The sequence below is a fragment of the Caulobacter sp. ALps2 genome, assembly GCF_058681635.1.
The window spans coordinates 4,079,454-4,102,075 of record NZ_CM178743.1 but is presented as its reverse complement, the minus strand read 5'-3'; the positions used below and the strand labels follow the sequence as shown (position 1 = coordinate 4,102,075).

Sequence of the window (22,622 nt, the reverse complement as noted above, 5' to 3'; positions counted from 1 at the left end):
GCTCGCGGGCCGATCGATCTAGGCCGTCCGGCTCCCTCCGGACGACGTCCAAGCTAGGGTTAGATGAACATGTCCACGGAATTCGATGTCGTCGTCATCGGCGCCGGTCCTGGCGGCTATGTGGCCGCGATCCGCGCCAGCCAGCTGGGTCTGAAGACGGCCATCGTCGAGCGCGAGAACCTGGGCGGCATCTGCCTGAACTGGGGCTGTATCCCCACCAAGGCCCTGCTGAAGTCGGGCGAGATCTTCGAGCAGCTGTCGCACCTGGACAGCTACGGCCTGTCGGTCGAGAAGCCGTCGTACGACTTCACCAAGATCATCGAGCGCTCGCGCGGCGTGGCCAAGCAGATGTCCTCGGGCATCGCGTTCCTGATGAAGAAGCACAAGATCGAGGTCATCGAGGGCGAAGCCAAGCTGGAGAAGGGCAATCCGGCTCCGAAGCTCGTCATCGCCCTGAAGGCCGGCGGCAGCCGCACGGTCCAGGCCAAGAATGTGATCCTGGCCAGCGGCGCGCGGGCCCGCGAGATCCCCGCCATCGGCGCGGTGTCGGACGGCGACAAGATCTGGACCTACCGGGACGCCCTGGCGCCCAAGACCATGCCAAAGTCGCTGGTCGTGATCGGCTCGGGCGCCATCGGCATCGAGTTCGCCAGCTTCTACCGCGCCCTGGGCGCCGAGGTGACCGTCGTCGAGGCCATCGACCGCATCATGCCGGTCGAGGACGCCGAGGTCTCCAAGGCCGCCCAGAAGGCGTTCGAGAAACGCGGCATCAAGTTCCGCATCGGCGCCAAGGTCAGCAAGGTCGAGAAGACCAAGGACGGCGTGTCTGTCACCGTCGACGTCGGCGGCAAGATCGAGCAGCTGACCGCCGAGAAGTGCATCGTCGCCGTCGGCATCGCGCCGAACAGCGAAGGCCTGGACGTCGTTGGCCTGAACCTGGATCGCGGCCACGCTGTGACCGACAAGCACTGCAAGACCAACGTCCCGGGCCTGTACGCCATCGGCGACATCGCCGGCGGCCCCTGGCTCGCCCACAAGGCCAGCCACGAGGGCATCCACGCCGCCGAAGCCATCGCCGGCTACAAGACCCCGAACGTCAATTCGCCGATCCCGGGCTGCACCTACGCCAACCCGCAGGTGGCTTCCGTGGGTCACACCGAAGCTGGCGCCAAGGCGGCGGGCATCGAGGTCAAGGCGGGCCGCTTCCCGTTCAAGGTCAACGGCAAGGCCGTGGCTGCGGGCGAGACCGAAGGCTTCGTCAAGACGGTGTTCGACGCCAAGACCGGCGCCCTGATCGGCGCCCACATGATCGGCCACGAAGTGACCGAGATGATCCAGGGCTTCGTCACGGCCATCACCCTGGAAGCCACCGAGGAAGACCTGCACGGCATCGTCTACGCTCACCCGACCATGTCGGAAGCCATGCACGAAGCCGCGCTGGACGCCTACGGCCGCGTCCTGCACATCTAGGGCGACCTAGGAGACTGGATGGCGCGCAAGGCCGCTGCGACGACGGGGGAGAAGCCGGCCAAGGCTCGGAAGGGATCGAAGACGACCCTTTCCGAGACCAATCTGATTGACCTGGGTCCCGAGCGCCTGGCCGCCATCCTGCTCGACCTCTCCAGCGACAGCCACGTCAAGCGTGTGCTGCGGCTGGAACTGTTCGCCGAGTCGAGCGGCGAGGGGCTGGCGCTGGAGATCTCCAAACGCCTCGCCACCATCGGCAAGTCGTCATCCCGCATCCACTGGCGCAAGCGGGTCGCCTTCGCTCGTGATCTCGACCTCCATCGCAAGATGATCGAGCGGCTGGCCGAGGACGACGCCACCGCCGCGCTCGACCTGATGCTGGACCTGCTGGACTTGGCGACCCCGGTCCTGGATCGCTTGAGCCAGGCCGAAGGACCGATCGGCGACGTCTTTCTGGCGGCCCGCGACAGCGTCGGCGTGATCGCCGTTGGGGCTTTGCCCGATCCGATCGCCTTGGCCGACCGCATCGCCAAGCTGCTGCGTCAAGATGACTACGCCCAGTTCGGACCGCTGGTGAACGCCTTGGTCCCGGCGCTGGGACCAAAGGGGCAGGCGCATCTGAAGAAGACGCTTGAGGCCGCGCTGGCCGCGCGCTCGACCCGCTCGGCGACGATCTATAAGGACGCCCTGCGCCGTTTGGCCGACGCCAGCGGCGACGTCGACGCCTTCGAGGCGACCTTCGCGCCGGAGCTGCGTCGCACCCCTCTGGTCGCGGCCGAGATCGCCCGCCGTCTACTGGAGGCCGGTCGCGCCGAGGACGCCCTCGCCACGCTCCATGCCGGCGCGCCCAGCGACAAGGGCGGCCGCCATCAGAGTTCGCTGGAGGAGCGCTCCGCCTGGGAAGAGGCGATGCTGGACGCCCTGGAGGCCACCGGTCACCATGACGAGGCTCAGAAGCGCCGCTGGGCGGAGTTTGAGCGCACGCTGTCGATCCCGCGCCTGCGCGCCTACTTGAAGGGCCTACCGGACTTCGACGACGTCGAGGCGGAGGATCAGGCCAAGGCCGCCGCCAAGCGCTTTCCGCAGTTCGACAGGGCGCTGGCGTTCCTGGTCTCCTGGCCCGATCTGCCGGCGGCGTCGCGCCTGGTGCTGTCCCGCGCCGGCGAGATCAACGGCGCCGACGACACCCTGATGATGGAAGCGGCCCGCCGGCTGGAAGGGGCCTATCCGCTGGCCGCGACCCTGCTGTTGCGGGCCTCCATCCAGTACGTGCTGACCTATGGCGTCGCCACCCGCTACGCCGAGGCCGCGCGGCAACTGCTGGAGGCGGAGTCGCTGGCGGCCGTGATCACCGACTACGGCGAATATCCCGACCATGCAGCCTTCGCCGCCGATCTGCGCGCCATACACGGTCGCAAGCAGGGCTTCCGCGCTGAGCTGGAAGCCCTTGGCGGCGTCTTCTAGGGTCGCTTGCGGATCTGGGCGTCAATGCTCCACTCACCGCCGCCCTGGAAGGCCAGGTACAGGAAGATGAAGCAGTAGAGGATCGCCGGCTCGCCGCCGTTCAGCGCGGGCCAGAAGCCCTGGCTGGCATGGGCCATGAAGTAGGCCACGGCCATCATGCCCGACAGGATGAAGGCGAAGGGCCGGGTGAACAACCCCAGAAGGATGTGGGCGCCGCCGAAGATCTCCAGCGCGCCGGCCGCCACCAGCAGCGGCGGCAGCGGGCTAGGGACGCCGGGCTGGGCGGCCGGAAAGTGGAAAAGCTTCATGAGGCCATGCTCCATGAAGAGCAGGGCGGTGATGATCCGCAGCAGGCTGAGGACGCGCGGCGACCAGACGACGAGACGTTCCATGCTTCTTCCCCTCTGAAGTATTAGGCCGCTCGGCTGTCGGTCTCGGCCATGCGCTGGATAGCGACATAGTCGGTCTTGCCGCTGCCCAGCACCGGCACTTCCTGCACCTTGAGGATCTTGCGCGGCACGGCCAGTTCGGGCGCGCCGATGCTTTGGGCGTGGGCGACCAGCGAGGTGACGGCGGCGGTCTGACAGTCGGTGATCAGGACGAGCTTCTCGCCCTTCTTCTTGTCGGGCATCGAGATCACGGCGTGGCGGCCATTGGGCCAGACGGCCGAGGCCAGGTCCTCGGCGGCGGTCAGGGAGACCATCTCGCCGCCGATCTTGGCGAAGCGCTTCACCCGGCCTTTGATGGTGATCCACAGGTCATCAGTGACGGTGACCACGTCGCCTGTATCGTGCCAGCCGCCCTCGGGCGCGTCGACGCCGCCGTCCTCGCGCAGGTAGCCCGACATGATGTTGGGACCGCGCACCAGCAGGCGACCGCCCTCGGCGATGCCCTCGACGGGCTCGATCTTCCACTCCTGGCCGGGCAGCAGGCCGCCGACGGTGCCTCGGCGATTGTCGTTGGGCTTGTTCACCGCGATCACCGGCGAGGCTTCGGTCGCGCCATAGCCTTCCAGCACCGGCACGCCGCCGAACTTCTCGTCGATGAGGTTATGCGTCTCATCGCGCACCTTTTCGGCGCCGCACACGATGAACCTCAGGGCCGACAGCTCATCGCTCTCGGCAGAGCGAGCGTACTGGTTGACGAAGGTGTCGGTCGCTAGCAGCACCGAGGCGCCGGCGTCCTTGATCAGCGGCGGGATCTGCTTGGTGTGCAGCGGCGAAGGATACTGGAAGGCCTTCATGCCGCTCAATATGGGCAGGATCACACCGGCGGTCAGGCCAAAGCAGTGGAAGACCGGCAGCGGGTTGAAGAACACCCAGGCCGGATCCAGCGCGATGTGGGCGGCGATCTGCTGGGCGTTCGACACCAGGTTCGATTGGCTCAGCACCACGCCACGCGGCGCGCCGAAGCTGCCGGAGGTGAACAGGACCACGCCCTTGTCCGACGGCTTGGCGGGGGCGCGGAACTGGCGTGGGAACAGGCCGGCGGCGGCCGCGAACAGCTTGTCGGCCAGACCGATCGTGCCGCGCACATCTTCCAAATAGGTGATCTCGGCCTGCTCGCCGATCGCGTCGACGATGTCGTGCAGCTTGCCCAGCTCGATGAACTTGTGGGCGGTCAGCACGCGCTTGACCCTGGCCAGCTTGCAGGCGGCCTTGATGTTCCGCAGGCCCGCCGTGAAGTTCAGCATGGTTGGTACGCGGCCAAAGGCGTGCAGGGCGAAGAAGGTCACGACCGAGCCAGAGCCGGACGGCAGCAGCACGCCGACGTTCTCGCCAGGCTTGGTCATGGCCGCGATCTTGCGGCCGAGGGCGAAGCTGGCGCGGATCAGATCCGTATAGGACAGCGGGTTGCGATCCTGGTCCTCCAGGATCGGCTTCTTGGCGCCGTACTTGTCGCGAGCGTCGATAAGGGCGTCGAAGATGGCCTTTTGGCCAGCTTGCGCATCGTAAGCTACCGGCATCCCGGCGAAACCTCCCCGAAGGGCAAAAGGTTGCCCTCGTTCGTTAAACGACGAGTCTGCCGAGGAAGGTCCAGCTTTGCAAGAAAGAGTCACGAAGCGTGAGGTTCATCCCTTGCGCGGCAGGGCCTTGGCGGCCATCCGGGCGCGGGTGAAGTCCACGATCGCGGCCAACCAAGGTCCGCGAACGGCGTCCGATTCCATGTGCAAGTCGTGGCCCGCGTCGCGATAGCGGGTCTCCTTGCAGTCGATCATCGCCGCGCACAGGCGGCTTTGCGGCGTGGCGGTGACGATCCTGTCGCCGCCGGCGTCCAGCATCAGTGTCGGGACGGCGGTGTCGCGGATGTCGCGCGCGGCGGCCTCCGAAGCGTCGAAGAAGGCGGCGAACCAGCCCAGGCTGCGGCCGCCCATGCGCAGGTCGGGATTGGCCAGCATCCAGGCCGCCTGGACCTTGCCGCGCTCGGCGTCGTGGGTCAGGCCCGTCTGGACGCCGTCCGGCCCCTCGCGTTTCCAGCCGGGCTGGTCGGGCGTGCGGATCCAACCCAGGCGCAAGGTTCGCATGGCCGGCGTGAAGCTTGTGAAGTCGGCGCGAGATCGGGGCAGGGCGCGAAGGCCGAACGCCGGCGAGGAGAGCACCAGGCCATCGATCCCCAGGCCCTGCTCGGCGGCGCGCAGGGCGACCAAGCCCCCCTCGGAGTGACCGATGATCACGAAAGGGATGTCGCCGGCGGGCCGGATGACACCCCGCACCAGGGCGCGGACGACGGCGACGTCGGGATCGAAGCTGTCGACATGGCCGACGTCACGCCAGGGCGTCCCGCGCTCGGAGCCGCCCTGGCCCTGGCGCTCCAGCACCCAGACGGTGAAGCCCAGGGCGTTGAGTTCGGACACCGTCTCGAACCACTTCTCGGCGCTCTCGCCATAGCCGGTCAGGATCAGCAGGGCAGCGCGCGGCGTTACCGCCGGCGCGGAGACGCCGTAGCGCTGGATTTTCCCTTCGCCGCTACGGACGTAACCCCAGCTCCAGCCCCGCGGCGGATAGAAGCGGGATCCAAGCGATGGCGGCGTCCGACTGTCGGCGAAAGGCGCGCGCGATGACCCGTCGCCACAGGCGGAGACGGTCAAGGCCAGGGCGACAGCGAGAAGGCGGCGACGCATACCTGGACAGTCATTTCGTGCATCGTCGCCTTAAGCAAGATCGAGTGCTTGATCCGGAGGCCAAGAAGACCGATTTAGGCGCCATGGCCACGGTGATCGACACGCTGAAGGCTCGCGGCTCGGAAGACCGGGCGGCGCGCCATCCCGAAAAGCAGAACCGCCCCGATACCCCGGTGCTCCGCAAACCTGATTGGCTGCGCGTCCGGGCGCCGGGTTCGGGCCAGTACAACGAGACCAAGGGCATCGTGCGCGAGCACAAGCTGACCACGGTCTGCGAGGAAGCGGCCTGCCCGAACATCGGCGAGTGCTGGAGCCAGAAACACGCGACCATGATGATCATGGGCGAGATCTGCACGCGCGCCTGCGCCTTCTGCAACGTCACCACCGGCCTACCGACTCAGCTGGATCCCGACGAGCCGCGTCGCGTGGCCGAGGCCGTCGCCAAGATGGGCCTCAAGCATGTGGTCATCACCTCGGTTGACCGAGACGACCTGTTGGACGGCGGCGCCCGTCACTTCGCCGAGGTCGTCACCTCGATCCGCGCCGCCGCGCCGGGCACGACCATCGAGATCCTGACGCCCGACTTCCTGCGCAAGGACAATGCCGAAAACGTGGTGATCGACGCCCGTCCCGACGTCTTCAACCACAATCTCGAGACCGTGCCGCGGCTCTATCTGAAGATCCGGCCCGGCGCCCGCTACTATCACTCGCTGCGCCTGCTGGACCGCGTGAAGCAGCGCGATCCCTCCCAGTTCACCAAGTCCGGCCTGATGGTCGGCCTCGGCGAGACCAAGGAGGAGGTCATGCAGGTCATGGACGACATGCGTTCGGCCGGCGTCGACTTCATCACCATCGGCCAGTACCTGCAGCCGACCCGCAAGCACGCCGCCATCGACCGGTTCGTGACGCCGGAAGAGTTCAAGGCCTATGAGGCGATCGCCCGGGCCAAGGGCTTCCTGATGGTCTCGTCCAGCCCGCTGACCCGCTCGTCGCACCACGCGGGCGAGGATTTCGCCAAGCTGCAGGCCGCCCGCCGCGCCCTCGACGCCCGCACGGCGTAAAAAGCCGTGCATCGCCATGTCGTCACGCGCGTGCTTCCGTACGCGCCGGAGCAGCTGTTCGAACTGGTCGGGGACGTCGAGACCTACCCGAAGTTCGTGCCGTGGATCGTCGCCATGCGCACCTGGAACGGTCGCGTCGACGGCGCCGTCAGCACGGTCGACGCCGAGGCCCAGGTCGGCTTCTCGTTCCTCCGCGAGAAGTTCGCCACCCGCGTCCGCCGCGACCGCGAGGCGCTGAGCATCGACGTCAGCTTGCTCTACGGCCCGTTCAAGCGCCTCTCGAACGGCTGGCGTTTCATCCCTGAGGGCGAGGTGACCCGCGTCGAGTTCGTGATCGACTTCGCGTTCAAGGCCAAGCTGCTGGACGCCATGCTGGCCGCCAATATCGACAAGGCCGCCAACAAGCTGATCGCCTGTTTCGAGGACCGGGCCCGGCAGGTCTACGGAGAGATAGGCTAATCTTTCTTTCCAGCCGCTTCCTCGATCCGCTCCTCGAAGTCGCCGAGGTTGCCGAACAGGTTCTCGATAGCGAACACCAAGCCGAACACCCGCGCGGCGTCGTCGAACTCCAGGTCGCGAGTGACGCCCTTCTTGCGTAGGCCTTCGACGCAGGTCTGGAACGCTTGATGCGCCGCGGCGAACGCTAGTCGGTCGGGACGCGCGCCGCCGGACAGAAGATCGGCGGTGGCGCGCAGGAAACGGGCGCTGGCCTCCAGCATGTCGGCGGCGGCCGGGGCCAGATCGGCGGCGGGCAGGGGCTCGTGAAGGGTACGGCCGACCATCACCGTGTCGTTGCGCAGGCGCCAGAGCGTGCGGGGGATCGCCTCCGAGACGGAGCGCTCGCTGAGCTTGCTGGCGTTCTCGCGATCCGCTTCGGTCATGCCGGTCTGCAGCTTGGCCAGCGCCGCGCGCAGATCGTCTTGGGCTTTCAGGTAGTCGGTGGGGCCGGGCGTCCCGCGCAGCGTCAGAACGTGGCTGTCGAGAATGTGGGCCTGCAGGCCGGCGATCTTCTGGACGCTGCTCACCACCGAGGCGTGGGCGCGGGCCGGGAAGATCAGCAGGGTGGCGGCGATGCCGACGACGCTGCCGACCGTGATCTCGGCCACGCGCCAGCCGGCGGCGAGCAGTGGGTCCATGTGCGTGGTCGTGCCGATCAGCATGATCACGGCGGTGACCGGCGCCACCTTCAGAGCCGGCCGCATCGAAGCCAGGAACGCTAGTAAAGCCACGGTCACGCACAGGATGATCCCGCCAAACTCTGGCCAGCGGGCATGGCAATAGGCCGCGCCGGCGCCGGCCAGGGCGCCGACCACCGTGCCCATGAAGCGTTCGAGCGAAGCGGTGATGGTCGCGCCCAGGCTGGACTGCACCACGATCACGGCGGTGAACACGGCCCAATAGCCTTGCGGCAGGCGCAGCAGGGTCGCCAGGGCGAAGGCCGCGCCGACGGCGGCCGAGACGCGGATGGCGTGGCGGATCTCGGTCTTGCGGGCCGCCGCGGCCTTCAGCGCCTTCTGCGAGAGACCCGCGCCGGCGAAGCGTCTCCAGTCGCTGGGCGCGGTCTCGGGCACTAGGCCACCGCCTCGCGGAGCATCTCCAGGGCGGTCCGCACCGCCGCCAGTTGCACGGCCTCGCGGGTCTCGCCGGCGAAATGCTCGTGCCGATGGACGACCGAGCGGTTGGCGCGGGCGACGGCGAAGTGGACGGTGCCGACCGGTTTCATTGGTGTGCCGCCGCCGGGGCCGGCGATACCGGTGATGGAGACGGCGACGTGGCCGTTGCTGGCCTCCAGCGCGCCCTCGGCCATCATCCGCGCCACCGGCTCGGAGACAGCGCCGTGGTCGGCGATCAGGTCGCCCGGCACGCCCAGCATCTCGGACTTGGCGCGGTTGGTGTAGGTGACGAAGCCGCGCTCGAAGACGTCGGACGCGCCGGAAATCGAGCAGATGGCGCCGGCCACCAGGCCGCCCGTGCAGCTCTCGGCGGCGACCAGGCGCAAGGACCTGGACCGCGCCTCGTCGATCAGCAGCCGGGCCAGGGTCTGGATTTCCAACGGGAACATGCGGCTCTCCGGATTCGAACCCTACCTTAGCCTGTTCAGGCCGGTGTCTCGACCGCCACGACCGCCGAGGCCGCCAAGCCTTCGCCGCGGCCGGTGAAGCCCATCTTCTCGGTCGTTGTCGCCTTGACACTGACTCGGTCGAGGGGGAGCGCCAGGATCTCCGCCAGCTTTTCGCGCATGGCCAGGCGGTGCGGTTTGATCTTGGGGCGCTCACAGATCAGGGTCACGTCGACATTGATGATCGATCCCCCCTTCGCGGCGACCAGCTCGGCGGCGTGCTTGAGGAACTGGTCCGAGGCCGCGCCCTTCCACTTCGGGTCCGTGGGCGGGAAGTGATCGCCGATGTCGCCTTCGCCGATCGCGCCCAGGATGGCGTCGGTCAGGGCGTGCAGGCCGGCGTCGGCGTCCGAATGGCCGATCAGGGTCTCGTCGTGCTTGATCGCCACGCCGCACAGCCAGACCTCTTCGCCCGGGCCCCAGCGGTGGGCGTCGAAGCCCTGGCCGACTCGGGTGATGCGCGCGGCGCCGGCGAGCCGTTCGGCCATGGCGAAGTCCTCGGGATAGGTGAGTTTCAATAAAAGCGGATCGCCCGGCGCGATGGCGACGCGGCCGCCGGTGGCTTCCACCACCTGGGCGTCGTCGGTCGGCTCGCCGCCGGACCAGGCGGCATAGGCGGCCAGCAGGGTGTCGCGGCGTGCTGCCTGGGGGGTCTGGGCGCGCCAAAGATGTTCACGGGACGTGGTCGTCGGGTTCTGTCCAGGCTCGGCGCGTTTCAAAGTGTCGGCGACGGGCAGGGCGGGAAGAACGGCGTCGGCGGTCTCGAGCGCCTTCAGCAGGCCGTTTATGGTCGCGCTATTCAGGAAGGGGCGGGCGGCGTCGTGGATCAGCACCGGCTCGTGCTCGGGGCGATGGGCGAGGGCGGCCAGGCCCGACTGAACCGACTCGGCCCGAGTCGCACCGCCGCGTGCGGTGCTCCACCCAGGCAGGCCCGCCAGCACATCGGCCAGCGTCTTTTCGCCGTCTTCGGTCGTTACGATGACGACCTCCGATGCGCCGGCCGCCAGGAAGGCCTCGACCGACCAGCGCAACACCGGCTTTCCCGCTATAAGCCGCCACTGCTTGGCCTGGCCGGGTCCGGCGCGGGTTCCCGAGCCGGCGGCGACGATCACGGCGGAAAAGGTCATGGCGGCTGTTTAGTCCGGTAGCCACCGATGTCCAGTCGATCCGGGCTTTACTGCGCCGCACAATGTGCCTAAAAAGGTGGCTACGGGGATGATCACAAAATGAGCAACAAGCTCGAGGTCGGCGGGATCGAGGTCCCCGGTCGGGTGTGGATTGCGCCCATGACCGGGATCTCGGATCTGCCCTTCAGAGAAACGGCCACGGCGCTCGGCGCGCCTTATGTGGCGACGGAAATGGTGGCTTGCGCCGAATTCGCGCGAGGGCGCCCTGATGTTGTGCGCCGCGCGGCGGTGGGCGAGGGGCTCCCGCTGATGGTGGTCCAGCTGGTCGGGCGCGATCCGGGCCTGATGGCCAAGGGCGCGCGCATGGCTGCAGACGCCGGCGCCCAGATCGTCGACCTGAACTTCGGTTGCCCCGCCAAGGAAGTGTCCGCTGGCCAGCAATCGGGCTCGGCGATCATGCGCGAGCCTGACCTGGCCGAAGCTCTGGTGAGCGCGGCGGTCGAGGCCATCGATATTCCCGTCACCGTCAAGATGCGGCTAGGCTGGGACGACAACCTACGCAATGCCCCCGACATCGCGCGCCGCGCCGAGGCGGTCGGCGCCAAGGCGATCACGGTGCACGGCCGCACGCGCAGCCAATTCTACAAGGGCGTCGCCGACTGGACCGCCGTCGCGGCGGTGAAGAAGGCCGTCTCGATCCCGGTGCTGGTCAATGGCGACATCGTCGACGGCGACAGCGCCCGCCAGGCTTTGGAACAGTCCGGCGCTGACGGCGTGATGATCGGCCGAGGCGTCTACGGCCGTCCCTGGATCGCCGGCGCTATCGAGGCCGCCCTCGAAGGCCGTGGCTTCGCCGAGCCAGAGGCCGAAGAGCGCCTGGCCATCGCGCTCACCCATTTCCGCCGCAGCCTCGAATTCTATGGCGAGCCGCTGGGCCTGAAGATGTTCCGCAAGCACCTGGCCTCGTACATCGAGGCCGCGCCCTGGCCCGAAACGGCCGAAGCGCGACGGGCAGCTCGCGCGACCCTGTGCCGACTTGAGGATCCCGCCGCCGTAGAGGCCGCCCTGCGCGACCTGTGGCTGGTGGGGGGGAGATTAGCCGCATGACCGATCGGGCCCGTGTCCTGGGTGGTGTCACCTCTGAAGCTCTGAAGGCCGCCGCCTTCGATCTGAGCCCCGAGCCGGCCCTGGTGGTCGACCGCGACGGCGGCCTGGTGGCGGTCAACGAGGCCGCCGAGGCCCTGTTCGGCCACGGCCTTTCGTTACTGGCGCGCGGCCGTTTCCGGGCGGCTCTGCCGCACGGTTCAGTGCTGGTCTCGCTGCTTGACCGCGCCATCTTCGAAGGCGCTCTGGTCCGCGAGCACGGCGTCGAGGTCAATCTGTTCGGTCAACCGCCGTTCGAGGCGGACGGCGCCGCCGCGCCGCTGGGCGACGGTTCGGTGCTGCTGACCCTGCACGTCAAGGGCGTGCTGGGCGTCGACAAGGCCGCCGACGCCGCCGGCCTGCGCTCGGTCGTGGGTCTAGGCAAGATGCTGGCTCACGAGATCAAGAACCCGCTGGCGGGTATCCGCGGCGCGGCTCAACTGCTGAAGACCGGCGCCAGCGCCGTCGATCAGCCGCTGGCCCAGCTGATCGTCGACGAGACCGACCGCATCCGTCGACTCGTCGACCGCATGGAGGCTTTCTCTGACGAGGTCCCGACCCCGCGCGAGCCGGTCAATATCCACCAGGTGCTGGACCGCGTGCGAGCCTTGACCGCCAATGGCGTCGCTGACGGTTTGCAGATGAAGGAAAGCTACGATCCTTCGCTGCCGCCAGTCTGGGGCGACGAGGATCACCTGATCCAGATCTTCCTGAACCTGACCAAGAATGCCGCCGAGGCCGCCCACATGCGAGGCGACGATCGGGGGCAGATCTCGATCCAGACCGCTTGGCGCCCCGGCGTGCGGGTGCGCGGCGCCGACGGCAAGACCGCTAGCGGCGCGCCGATCGAGGTCAAGGTGATCGACAACGGTCCGGGCGTACCGGCCAGCCTGCGCGATCATCTGTTCCAGCCCTTCGTGACCACCAAGGCCAACGGCACCGGCCTGGGTCTGGCCCTGGTCACAAAGCTCATCACCGCCCACGGCGGCTTGATCGACTTCGAATCCGAGCCCGGCCGCACCGTCTTCCGCGTGCTGTTGCCGGTTGCCCCCGATACCCTTTCCGGAGACGCCTGAGCATGAACGCCGCGAGCAAGAAGATCCTGATCGCCGACGACGACAGCTCGGTGCGTCTGGTGCTCAGCCAGGCCTTCACCCGCTTGGGCTATCAGGTCCGCGCCACGGGCAACGCCACCACGCTGCTGAAGTGGGTCACGGACGGCGAGGGCGACCTGGTCGTCACCGACGTGATGATGCCCGACGAAAACGTGTTCGACGTGCTGCCACGCATCCGCAAGGAACGGCCCAAGCTGCCGATTATCGTGATGAGCGCCCAGAACACCCTGCTGACGGCGGTCAACGCCGCTGACGCTGGCGCGTTCGAATATGTCTCCAAGCCCTTCGATCTGGACGACGTCACCGCCGCCGCGCGCCGGGCTTTGTCGCGTCCCGCCGACGCCGAGGCCTCGAAGGCCCAGGCCCGCGCCATGCGAGACGAGCGCCTGCCGCTGATCGGCCGCTCGGCGCCGATGCAGGAGGTCTATCGCACCATCGCCCGCTTGGTCGGCGCCGACCTGACCGTCCTGATCCTGGGCGAGAGCGGCACCGGCAAGGAGTTGGTCGCCCGCGCCCTGCACGAGCTCGGTCGCCGTCGCGACGGAAAGTTCGTGGTGCTGAACCTGGCCGCCGTGCCGCGTGAGCGGGTCGAGGTCGAGCTATTCGGCCGCGGCGAGGGCGACAATGGCCGCCTGGTCGAGGCCGACGGCGGCACCCTGTTCCTGGACGAGATCGGCGACATGCCGCTGGACGCCCAGACCCGCCTGCTACGCGTGATCGACGGCACGGAGCCCGTGATCAACCCCAAGACCGGCCGCCGTCCGAACGTGCGGATCATCGCCGCCACTAACCGGGACCTGCGCGGTCTGATCCAGCAGGGCCTGTTCCGCGAGGATCTGTTCTTCCGTCTGAACGTCGCGCCGGTGCGTCTGCCGCCGCTGCGCGATCGCGCCGAGGACATTCCGGATCTGGCCCGCACCTTCCTGCTGCGCGCCGCTCGGGAAGGCCTGCCGGCCAAGACCATCGACCAGAGCGCTCTCGACCGCCTGAAGACCCATCCGTGGCCCGGCAATGTCCGCGAGCTCGAAAATCTGATGCGCCGGATGTGCGCCCTGTATGCCGAGGAGCTGATCACCGCTCGCATCGTCGATCGCGAGCTGCAGGACCACACCCCGGCGATGCGCTCGGAAGAGGGGCCCGTGACCCTTGCGACCCTGGTCGAGCGGCACCTGGCCTCGCACTTCGCCGACCAGCCCGATGGCGTGCCGCCGGCCGGCCTGTACGACCGCGTCCTGCAAGAGGTCGAGCGTCCGCTGATCCAGCTGACCCTGTCGGCGACGCGGGGCAACCAGGTGCGGGCCGCCGAGATCCTGGGCCTGAACCGCAACACCCTGCGGAAGAAGATCCAGGACCTGGGCGTGGAGATGACGCGCGGTCGTCGGTAGAGCCTGCCTTGGCAGGGCTCTGTTGGAAAAAAGCGGAGCGCGCCAGGCGCGCTCCCTGACCGCTGAAGCTTTATCAGCACATAGCTGTTGAATTTAGGACACACGCTCCTAAACTCCCCTGCGATGTCTTCAGTGGCTTACGCGACGGGATCGGAAGACCCGCCGACCCGGTTCAGCCGGGCCTGGTGGCGGGAGCTTCTGCGGTCGCGCTACCTGATCGGCGGCGGTTACGCGCTGGCGGTGATCCTGACCGTGGCGGGTGTCGCCCTGGCCTCGTCGCCGCCGCGCACCGATTCGATCAGCACGGCCAGCACCGTCATCCTGGTGGTGCTGAGCTTCAATCTGGTGCTGATCCTGGGCGTGGCCACCGTGGTGGGCCTGCGCCTCTATGACCTGATCGACGCCCGGGCCAGCGACGCCGGCGCCCGCCTGCACCTTCGCTTCGTCGGCCTGTTCTCGTTGGCGGCCGTGGCCCCGGCGGTGATCGTGGCGCTGTTCTTCGGCGTGCTGGTCAATCGCGGCGTGGACGGCTGGTTCAGCGAGCGAGTGCAGACCGTGGTCGGCAACTCGGCCAAGGTCGCCAACTCGTACGTCGAGCAGCAGACCAAATACATCTCCGAGCACATCGGGCCGATGGCCTCGATTCTCAATCAGGCCGCGCCGACCCTCGCTCAGTCGCCCGTGGCTTTCGGTCACTTTTTGGCCGAGCAGACCAAGGATGCCGGGTTCGCCGCCGCCTACGTCCTGGACCGCGACGGCCGGATCATGGCGCGGGCCGAACTCAGCGAGACGCCGCCGTTCCTAGCGCCCCCGCCCTCCAGCTTCGCGGCCACCGATAGCGGCGAAGTCACGGCCCAGCGTTTCGTATCCGCGGACCTCTTCCGGGCGCTCTACAAGCTGAACGCCTATCCCGACGCCTATCTTTATGTTGTCCGCCCGATCGAGAAGGGCATTCTGAACCACTTGATCGAGACCCAGGACGCCCTGATCTCGTATCGCGACGCCGAGCGCAGCCGGGGACGGATCCAGGCGATCTTCGGCCTCAGCTATCTGGAGACGGCGCTGCTCGTGCTGGTGGCGGCCATCTGGGTCGGCATCGCCGCGGCCAACTCGATCGCCGGTCCGGTGGCTGGTCTCGTCGAGGCCGCCGGACGGGTGTCCGGCGGCGACCTGGACGCCCGCGTGGAGTCCAACACGGGTCCGGAAGAGATCCGGGCGCTGTCCAACGCCTTCAACATGATGACCAGCGAGCTGCAGCTGCAGCAGGCCGCGCTGAAGGCCGCCAGCCTCGACGCGGAGAGTCGCCGCCAGTTCATCGAGACCGTGCTGTCTGGCGTCAGCGCCGGTGTCGTCAGCCTGGACGAGCACGGCAAGGTCTCGGCCGTAAACCGGCGGGCGGTGACACTGCTGGGACTGACCGACGACGCTTTGGGCGTCGACCTGATTGAGCTGGCGCCCGAGTTCGAGACGGTCATGGAGGCGCTGCAGGAAAGTCGCCCCGACACGGATGTCGAGGTCGACATCCAGCGCGAGGGCGAGACCCGTCGTTTGCGGGTGCGCGCCGCCGGCCACGTGGCCGAAGGCCTCGTTCTGACCTTCGATGACATCACCCGCCTGATGGCCGCCCAGCGCAACGCCGCCTGGAAGGATGTCGCGCGACGCATCGCCCACGAGATCAAGAATCCGCTGACCCCGATCCAGTTGTCGGCCGAGCGCCTGCGCCGCAAGTACCGCAAGGAAATCGCCAGCGACCTGGAGACCTTCGACCGCTGCACGGAAACGATCATCCGCCAGGTTGGCGATATCGGCCGGATGGTCGACGAGTTCTCGGCCTTCGCCCGGATGCCCGCGCCGCGCTTCGAGCCCGCGAACCTGACCGAGATGCTGCGCCAGGCCGTGTTCGCCCAGCGCTTCCAGGACGCCGAGATCGAGGTGAAACTGGAGGAGGCGGGCGAGGGCGACGTCTGGATCACCTGCGACCAGCGGATGATCGGCCAGGCCCTGACAAACATTCTGAAGAACGCTGGCGAGGCGGTCGGCGGTCGGCGGGCATCCGAGTCCGAGCTGCCGGGGAGGATCACCGCGATCCTGGTCTCGGACAGCGACGACCTGTGCGTCACGATCGAGGATAATGGCGTCGGCTTGCCGGCGAAGGACCGCGATCGCCTTACCGAACCCTATGTGACCACCCGCGAGAAGGGCACGGGCCTTGGCTTGGCCATCGTCAAGCGGATCATGGAGGACCATGGCGGCAGCCTGGCCCTCACCGACGCGCGCACGCTCCCAGGAGCCCGCGTGATCCTGAAGTTCCCGACGACCGTACGACTGCACGCTACTGCTCAAAGTGGCGTTGAGGAGATGATATGAGCGCCGATGTTCTTGTGGTGGATGACGAGGCCGACATCCGCGAGCTGGTGGCCGGCATCCTGGAGGATGAAGGCTACGCGGTCCGCACGGCCGCCGATTCCGACCAGGCGCTTGCCGCGATCCGAGCGCGCAAGCCCGCCTTGTTGGTCCTGGATATCTGGATGCAGGGCGGCGGCATGGACGGCCTGGAGTTGCTGGACATGGTCAAGGGGCTGGACGCTGACCTACCGGTGATCATGATCTCGGGCCACGGCAACATCGAGACCGCCGTCAGCGCGATCAAGCGCGGCGCCTACGAGTTCCTGGAAAAGCCCTTCAAGTCCGACCGCCTGCTGCTGATCGTCGAACGGGCGCTGGAGGCGGCCGGTCTGCGTCGCGAGAACCGTCGCCTGCGGACCCAGACCCTGGCGCCGGATGGCCTGATCGGCAAATCGGCCCCGGCCCAGGCGCTGCGCCAACTGATTTTGAAGGTCGCGCCGGCGAACAGTCGGGTGCTGGTCTCTGGACCGCCTGGCTCGGGCAAGGAGTTGGTGGCGCGCCTGATCCATGGCTCCAGCACCCGCACCAAGCAGGAATTTGTCGCGGTCAGCGCCGCCGGCATGGCCCCCGAACGCCTGGACGTCGAGCTGTTTGGCGAGGAAGGCGAGGGTGGGCGTCCGCGCAAGATCGGCGTGTTCGAGCGCGCCCATGGCGGCACACTCTATCTGGACGAAGTCGCCGACATGCCGCGCGAGACGCAAGGGCGCATCCTGCGGGTGCTGGTCGAGCAGCGCTTTCGCCGCGTCGGCGGCGACAATGATGTCCAGGTCGACGTGCGAGTGATTTCGTCCAGCTCCCGCGACCTGCGCGAGGAGATCGCTGGCGGGCGGTTCCGTGAAGATCTGTTCCACCGCCTGAACGTCGTGCCAGTGCGTGTGCCGGGCCTGGCCGAACGGCGAGAGGACATTCCGGAACTGATCAACTTCTTCGTCGAGAAGATCAGTGAGGCCACCGGCCTCCAACGCCGCAAGCTGGGCGAGGACGCCCTGGCCACGCTGCAGGTCCAGACTTGGCCGGGCAACGTCCGCCAGCTGCGCAACAATGTCGAGCGGATGCTGATCCTGGCCTCGGGCGAGCCGGGCGACTTGATCACGGCCGAGATGCTGGCCGGGGCCGACCAGCCCAGCGCCGGCAATGCGGGCGCGATCGGCGCCGAGCGGATCATCGCCCTGCCACTGCGCGAAGCTCGTGAGCTGTTCGAGCGTGAGTACCTCAACGCCCAGATCCTGCGCTTTGGAGGCAACATCTCGCGGACGGCCAACTTCATCGGCATGGAGCGCTCGGCGCTGCACCGCAAGCTGAAATCCCTGGGAGTGGCCGGCGCCCGGGCGGAAGAGGAAGAGTAGATGTCGCGTTTCGCCTATGTGAACGGCCGTTTCGTGCGTCACGGCGAGGCCGCCGTCCATATCGAGGATCGCGGCTATCAACTGGCCGATGGCGTCTACGAGGTCTGGGCCGTGTTCGACGGCAAGCTGGCCGACGCCGAGGGGCACTTCGCCCGCCTGTGGCGCAGCCTGGACGAATTGCGGATCGCCCATCCGATGAGCGAGGCGTCGCTGCTGCTGGTGCTGCGCGAGGCCGTGCGCCGCAACAAGGTCAGGAACGGCCTCTGCTATCTGCAAGTGACCCGCGGCGTCGCCAAGCGCGACCACGCCTTTCCGAACCCGGCCGTGCCGCCGGCGGTCGTGATCACCGCCAAGTCGGTCGACCGCGTCGCCGCCGACAAGAAGGCCGCCGCCGGCGCCTCGGTCGTGTCCGTGCCCGAGAACCGCTGGGGGCGTTGCGACATCAAGTCGATCGGCTTGCTGCCGAATGCCCTGGCCAAGCAGGCGGCCCGCGAGCGCGGCGCCATCGAGGCCTGGTTCGTCGACGACATGGGCCTGGTCACCGAAGGCGCCTCGTCCAATGCCTGGATCCTCGACGGCGAGGGCGTTCTCCGCACCCGTGACACCAACGCCAACATCCTGCGCGGCGTGACCCGCTCGACCCTGCTGGATGTCATTCGCGAAAGCGGCATTCCAATCAGCGAGAAGCCCTTCACGATCGCCGAGGCGCAAGGAGCCAAGGAGGCGTTCATCACCGGAGCGGGCTCACTTTTGACGCCGATCGTGCAGATCGACGGCGTGAAGTTGGGCGATGGAAAGCCCGGCGAGGTGGCGACGCGGCTGCGGCGTCTCTATATTGAGCGAGCGCGTCAAAAAGCCGTCTGAGATCGGATCAATATTCGACGGGGACGGCTTACGGTAGCGCGATCTCGCGGAAATTTTCACTGAGGGCTTGTCGCTTTCGGCGAAAAATCATCTAGCATGGACTTGTTTGTGTGGGGGGCGTGTTGCCCTCCGAGAACAATGAGAGGGGAACCCCCGAATGTCCGCCGAAAAGAAGCAGAACCTTCAGGACACCTTCCTGAACAGCGTGCGCAAGTCGAAGACGCCGCTCACCATCTTCCTGGTCAATGGCGTGAAGCTGCAGGGCGTGGTCAGCTGGTTCGACAATTTCTGCGTCCTCCTGCGTCGTGATGGCCAGTCGCAACTGGTCTACAAGCACGCCATCTCCACCATCATGCCGGCTCAGCCTGTCCAGCTCTATGAGCCCAGCGCCGACTCCGACGACTGAATTTAGAGACGCTTGTCCAAATCTACATCCAGGTCGATTGACCACGCCGCGCCGATCCTGAAGGCGCTTGTCATCCATCCGGCGCGGCAGCTGCGCGGCCAGGCGGCCCTCGAAGCCCGGGATCCCAATGCCCGGCTCGAGGAAGCCGTCGGCCTCGCCATCGCGCTTGATCTCGAAGTTGTCGAGACGATGATCGCGCCGCTGCGCGCGGTGACGCCCGCGACCCTGTTCGGCAAGGGCAAGGTCGAGGAGTTCGCGGCGATCTGCGAGGTCGAGCACATCGACGTCGCCGTCTTCGATGACCAGCTCACGCCCATCCAGCAGCGCAACCTCGAGAAGGCGCTGAAGGTGAAGGTCGTGGACCGCACCGGCCTGATCCTCGAGATCTTCGCCCGGCGGGCCCGGACCCGTGAAGGCAAGCTTCAAGTCGAGCTGGCCAGGCTCGACTACGAGCGTTCGCGCCTCGTCCGAACCTGGACCCACCTGGAACGCCAGCGCGGCGGCACGGGCAACACCGGTGGTCCCGGCGAAACCCAGATCGAACTCGACCGCCGCCTGATCCGCGACAACATCCTCAAGCTCAAGAAAGAGCTCGACGAGGTGCGCCGCACGCGGACCCTGCACCGCAGCGCCCGCAAGAAGGTCCCGTACCCGACGGTCGCCCTGGTCGGTTACACGAACGCCGGCAAGTCCACGCTGTTCAACCGCCTGACCGAGGCGGAAGTCCTGGCCAAGGACATGCTGTTCGCGACGTTGGATCCGACCTTGCGCACCGTGAAGCTGCCCGACGGGCGGCCGGCGATCATGTCCGACACCGTCGGCTTCATCTCCGACCTGCCGCACGAACTGGTCGAGGCCTTCCGCGCCACCCTCGAAGAGGTGCAGGAGGCCGACGTGGTCCTGCACGTCCGCGATGTGGCCAATCCCGACAGCGAGGCCCAGGCCCGCGACGTCGAGACGGTGCTGGCCGAGCTGGGCGTGACCTTCGACGAGGGCAAGACCGTCGTCGAGGTCTGGAACAAGATCGACCTGCTGCCAGAGGACGACCGCGAGGTCGTCGAGGGGCATGCGCGCCGCAAGGAGGCCTTGGCGGTCTCGGCCGTGACGGGCGAAGGCTGCGAAGCCCTGCTGCGTCGCGTCGGCGCCCTGATCGACGACTCTCCGCCGGTCGAGGTGCGGCTGGGCGCCCACGACGGTCAGGCCCTGGCCTGGATCTATCGTAATGGTCGGGTGCTGAGCCGTTACGACGGCCCGGATGGCGAGGTCACCATCGTGGCGCGCCTCGACGGCCAGGCCCTGGGCCGCTTCGAACGCCAGTTCCCGGACGCCAAGGTTTCGGCGGCCGTCGACTAAGCGAGCGATTAGGTCTTCTTTTCCGCCGCCTTGGCGTCGTTCCATAGGGCGTCCATTTCCGCGAGATCGGACTGGTCCGGTGTCTTGCCACGCTGGGCCAGCCCCGCCTCGACGAAGGCGAAGCGGCGGGTGAACTTGGCGTTGGTGGCGCGCAGGGCGTCCTCCGGATCGACGTCCAGCTTGCGGGCCAGGTTGGCGCAGACGAACAGGATGTCGCCCAGCTCCTCGCGGGCCTTGGCCATGTCGCCGGCCTCGATCTCGACCGCGATTTCCTCGGTCTCCTCGCGCAGCTTGGCCAGCACCTCGGCGGCCGTCGGCCAGTCGAAACCGACGCGGGCGGCGCGCTTGGTCAGCTTCACGGCGCGGGTCATGGCGGGCAGGCCCGTGGGCACGTCGTCCAGCACCCCGGTCTTGGCCTTGGCCTTGCGCTCTTCGGCCTTCAGCTGCTCCCAGCCGGCCACCTGGGCCGACAGGTCGTCATAGGCGTGGTCGCCGAACACGTGCGGATGGCGGCGGATCATCTTGTCATTGATGGCCGCGGCGACGTCCTTGAGGTCGAACGCGCCCTGTTCCTCGGCCATGCGTGAGTGGAAGACGACCTGCAGCAACAGGTCGCCCAGCTCTTCCTTCAGCTCCGGCAGGTCATTGCGCTCGATGGCGTCGGCGACCTCGTAGGCCTCCTCGACCGTGTAGGGCGCGATCGTCGCGAAGGTCTGCTCCAGATCCCACGGACAGCCGCCGTTGGGATCGCGCAGCTTGGCCATGATCTCCACGAGGCGGGAGATAGGGTGCTGGTCTTCACTCGGCGGGGCCAGGGGCGGGGACTTGCTTTGGGAGGTCATTCGGTTCCGGCTCCGCTGCGGGGGCGTCACCCCGCGCCGCGTCCCGCGCCGTGAGCTGGCGCTGAATCTCGGCGACACGAGTCACATCCAGCGGATAACGCAACATGACGGCGGCGACCACCAGGCCCAGCACTGCCGGCGCGAAAGCGTAAAGTCCGACCAGCGCCGCGTCGCCCGCGGGCGTGGGCGTCTTTGGATCAAAGCCCAGCCAGCCCAGGATGATGAACACACCGACGGCGAGCGCGTAGCCCAGCTTGATGGTGCCCGTCACGATCGCATAGAGCAGGCCGGTCTTGTCGACGCCACTCTCCAGGCGCTCCTCGTCGCCGATGTCGGCCATCATGGCCCTCACCAGCAACGGCGCGGCGGAGTAGGGCAGGCCGGCTAGGACCAGCACGATCATGCCCAGCACCAGCTCGCCGGGCGGGGTGATGACGGCGGTCAGCTGTACGACCGCGTAGACGACCGACGCCACCGCCAGAGCCCGATGCTTGCCGATCCGTTTGGCCAGCATCGGCCACAGTGGCGCGCCGGCCAGGGCGGCGATGAAGTAGATTAGCAGCAGGATGCCCGCCTGCGTCTTGTCGAAGCCCTTCATGCGCTCGAAGAAGAACAGGAACAGGGTGCCAGCGATGCCCGGCGCCAGACCCATCAAAAGGTCGGCGATTAGCAGGCGCTGAACGGAGGGGCGCGTCAGCAGCTTCAGATATTGCTTAAGGCCGGTCTTGCCGTGCTTGGGGGGCGCGACGGGCTCACCGACAGTGGTCACGGCCAGGAGCACGGTGATCGGCGCCAGCAGGACGATAAACCAGCCCATCGCCCTGATGCTGTCGAGGTGGTCGCCCTTGAAGACGCCGGTCACGATCGGCGGCAAGCACAGCACCAGGATCATGCCGACCACATTGGCGCCCTGCCACCAGGCGTAGACTCGCGAACGCTGCTGGTAGTCGCTGGACAGCACCGCGCCCCAGGCGGTCTGGGACAGCACCACCATCGAGTAGCCGACATAAAGCACGGCAAGCCAGAACCACAGATAGATCGGGCCGACGCCGGGCCGCGCCATGAAGAGGGCGAAGGTGCCGATGGCGATGATCGGCGTGCCGGCGACCAGCCAGGGGCGAAAGCGGCCGAAGCGCGAGCGCGTGCCGTCCATGATCCCGCCAAGCACCGGGTCGAGCAGCATATCGACCAGCTTCACGATCAGGAAAGCCGCGCCCACCATGGTCAGGGAAAGGCCAAGCGAATTGATGTAGTATTCCGGCAGGTACACGACGAGCGGCAAGCCCATCGCCGAGATCGGGATAGCCGGCCCGGCGAATCTGGCCAAAGCCCAGGATGATCGTCGGTCGGTCATCATCACACTCCCCGCGCTGTTGGTCGCGCTCGAAACGCCAAGGCCGCTG

20 protein-coding genes are annotated in these 22,622 nt (G+C 67.5%); 12 read left to right on the top strand and 8 right to left on the bottom strand.

The window, feature by feature from the left end; translation table 11 throughout:
• Positions 1 to 69 precede the first annotated feature (69 nt).
• Positions 70 to 1,470, top strand: a complete 1,401-nt coding sequence (gene lpdA / locus ACW173_RS19335) for a dihydrolipoyl dehydrogenase (RefSeq protein WP_492081710.1) — start codon at positions 70 to 72, stop codon at positions 1,468 to 1,470.
• Positions 1,471 to 1,488: 18 nt separating this feature from the next.
• Positions 1,489 to 2,931: a DUF6880 family protein gene (locus ACW173_RS19330; protein ID WP_492081709.1), complete on the top strand. Its 1,443-nt coding sequence runs from the start codon at positions 1,489 to 1,491 to the stop codon at positions 2,929 to 2,931.
• Here the strand turns inward: ACW173_RS19330 and ACW173_RS19325 are convergent.
• The 3 genes from ACW173_RS19325 to ACW173_RS19315 form a co-directional block, all read right to left on the bottom strand.
• Positions 2,928 to 3,323, bottom strand: a complete 396-nt coding sequence (locus tag ACW173_RS19325) for a DoxX family protein (protein WP_492081708.1) — start codon at positions 3,321 to 3,323, stop codon at positions 2,928 to 2,930. The two genes, ACW173_RS19330 and ACW173_RS19325, sit on opposite strands and share 4 nt — an antisense overlap.
• A 20-nt stretch (positions 3,324 to 3,343) precedes the next feature.
• Positions 3,344 to 4,897 carry an AMP-binding protein gene (locus tag ACW173_RS19320; RefSeq protein ID WP_492081707.1) on the bottom strand — a complete coding sequence of 518 codons (1,554 nt, stop codon included), beginning with the start codon at positions 4,895 to 4,897 and terminating at the stop codon, positions 3,344 to 3,346.
• 105 nt (positions 4,898 to 5,002) lie between these two features.
• Positions 5,003 to 6,052, bottom strand: coding sequence for an alpha/beta fold hydrolase (locus ACW173_RS19315; RefSeq protein WP_492081706.1), 1,050 nt, complete (start codon positions 6,050 to 6,052; stop codon positions 5,003 to 5,005).
• Positions 6,053 to 6,135: 83 nt separating this feature from the next.
• On the opposite strand from ACW173_RS19315, the gene lipA reads away from it, so the two are divergent.
• Positions 6,136 to 7,113: a lipoyl synthase gene (lipA, locus tag ACW173_RS19310; protein WP_492086017.1), complete on the top strand. Its 978-nt coding sequence runs from the start codon at positions 6,136 to 6,138 to the stop codon at positions 7,111 to 7,113.
• A gap of 6 nt (positions 7,114 to 7,119) precedes the next feature.
• The gene (locus tag ACW173_RS19305; protein WP_492081705.1) at positions 7,120 to 7,572 is read left to right on the top strand and encodes a type II toxin-antitoxin system RatA family toxin; all 453 of its coding nucleotides are present in this window, start codon (positions 7,120 to 7,122) and stop codon (positions 7,570 to 7,572) included.
• On the opposite strand, the gene ACW173_RS19300 is transcribed toward ACW173_RS19305, so the two are convergent.
• From ACW173_RS19300 to ACW173_RS19290, 3 genes are read right to left on the bottom strand one after another with little or no spacing between them, the layout of a single operon-like run.
• A complete protein-coding gene (locus tag ACW173_RS19300; protein ID WP_492081704.1) occupies positions 7,569 to 8,684 on the bottom strand; it encodes an FUSC family protein in 1,116 nt (371 codons plus the stop codon). The two genes, ACW173_RS19305 and ACW173_RS19300, sit on opposite strands and share 4 nt — an antisense overlap.
• Complete coding sequence (locus ACW173_RS19295) at positions 8,684 to 9,175, bottom strand: CinA family protein (protein ID WP_492081703.1); 492 nt, start codon at positions 9,173 to 9,175, stop codon at positions 8,684 to 8,686. Before ACW173_RS19295 ends, ACW173_RS19300 begins: the two co-directional genes overlap by 1 nt.
• A 35-nt stretch (positions 9,176 to 9,210) precedes the next feature.
• On the bottom strand, positions 9,211 to 10,359 hold the full coding sequence (locus ACW173_RS19290) for a bifunctional 2-C-methyl-D-erythritol 4-phosphate cytidylyltransferase/2-C-methyl-D-erythritol 2,4-cyclodiphosphate synthase (RefSeq protein ID WP_492081702.1): 1,149 nt from the start codon (positions 10,357 to 10,359) through the stop codon (positions 9,211 to 9,213).
• A 99-nt stretch (positions 10,360 to 10,458) separates the two neighbouring features.
• Here ACW173_RS19290 and dusB point away from each other — a divergent pair, with 99 nt between their 5' ends.
• From dusB to hflX, 8 genes are all read left to right on the top strand, one after another.
• A complete protein-coding gene (gene dusB, locus ACW173_RS19285; protein ID WP_492081701.1) occupies positions 10,459 to 11,466 on the top strand; it encodes a tRNA dihydrouridine synthase DusB in 1,008 nt (335 codons plus the stop codon).
• On the top strand, positions 11,463 to 12,578 hold the full coding sequence (locus ACW173_RS19280; protein WP_492081700.1) for a two-component system sensor histidine kinase NtrB: 1,116 nt from the start codon (positions 11,463 to 11,465) through the stop codon (positions 12,576 to 12,578). Before dusB ends, ACW173_RS19280 begins: the two co-directional genes overlap by 4 nt.
• 2 nt (positions 12,579 to 12,580) lie before the next feature.
• Complete coding sequence (locus tag ACW173_RS19275; RefSeq protein WP_492081699.1) at positions 12,581 to 14,002, top strand: sigma 54-interacting transcriptional regulator; 1,422 nt, start codon at positions 12,581 to 12,583, stop codon at positions 14,000 to 14,002.
• Between the two features lie 123 nt (positions 14,003 to 14,125).
• Positions 14,126 to 16,369 (top strand): sensor histidine kinase NtrY-like, encoded by a 2,244-nt coding sequence (locus tag ACW173_RS19270; protein WP_492081698.1) that lies wholly within the window; start codon positions 14,126 to 14,128, stop codon positions 16,367 to 16,369.
• A complete protein-coding gene (ntrX, locus tag ACW173_RS19265) occupies positions 16,366 to 17,754 on the top strand; it encodes a nitrogen assimilation response regulator NtrX (RefSeq protein WP_492081697.1) in 1,389 nt (462 codons plus the stop codon). The genes ACW173_RS19270 and ntrX overlap by 4 nt, the downstream gene beginning before the upstream one ends.
• Entirely contained in the window at positions 17,755 to 18,618 is an 864-nt protein-coding gene (locus ACW173_RS19260; RefSeq protein WP_492081696.1) for a D-amino-acid transaminase, read from the top strand.
• A gap of 157 nt (positions 18,619 to 18,775) precedes the next feature.
• Positions 18,776 to 19,024, top strand: a complete 249-nt coding sequence (gene hfq, locus ACW173_RS19255) for an RNA chaperone Hfq (RefSeq protein WP_013079113.1) — start codon at positions 18,776 to 18,778, stop codon at positions 19,022 to 19,024.
• Between the two features lie 12 nt (positions 19,025 to 19,036).
• Positions 19,037 to 20,377 carry a GTPase HflX gene (gene hflX, locus ACW173_RS19250; RefSeq protein WP_492081695.1) on the top strand — a complete coding sequence of 447 codons (1,341 nt, stop codon included), beginning with the start codon at positions 19,037 to 19,039 and terminating at the stop codon, positions 20,375 to 20,377.
• Between the two features lie 8 nt (positions 20,378 to 20,385).
• Here hflX and mazG read toward each other — a convergent pair whose 3' ends face one another.
• Complete coding sequence (gene mazG / locus ACW173_RS19245; RefSeq protein WP_492081694.1) at positions 20,386 to 21,219, bottom strand: nucleoside triphosphate pyrophosphohydrolase; 834 nt, start codon at positions 21,217 to 21,219, stop codon at positions 20,386 to 20,388.
• Positions 21,176 to 22,573 (bottom strand): MFS transporter, encoded by a 1,398-nt coding sequence (locus ACW173_RS19240; protein ID WP_492081693.1) that lies wholly within the window; start codon positions 22,571 to 22,573, stop codon positions 21,176 to 21,178. The genes mazG and ACW173_RS19240 overlap by 44 nt, the downstream gene beginning before the upstream one ends.
• Positions 22,574 to 22,622 lie beyond the last annotated feature (49 nt).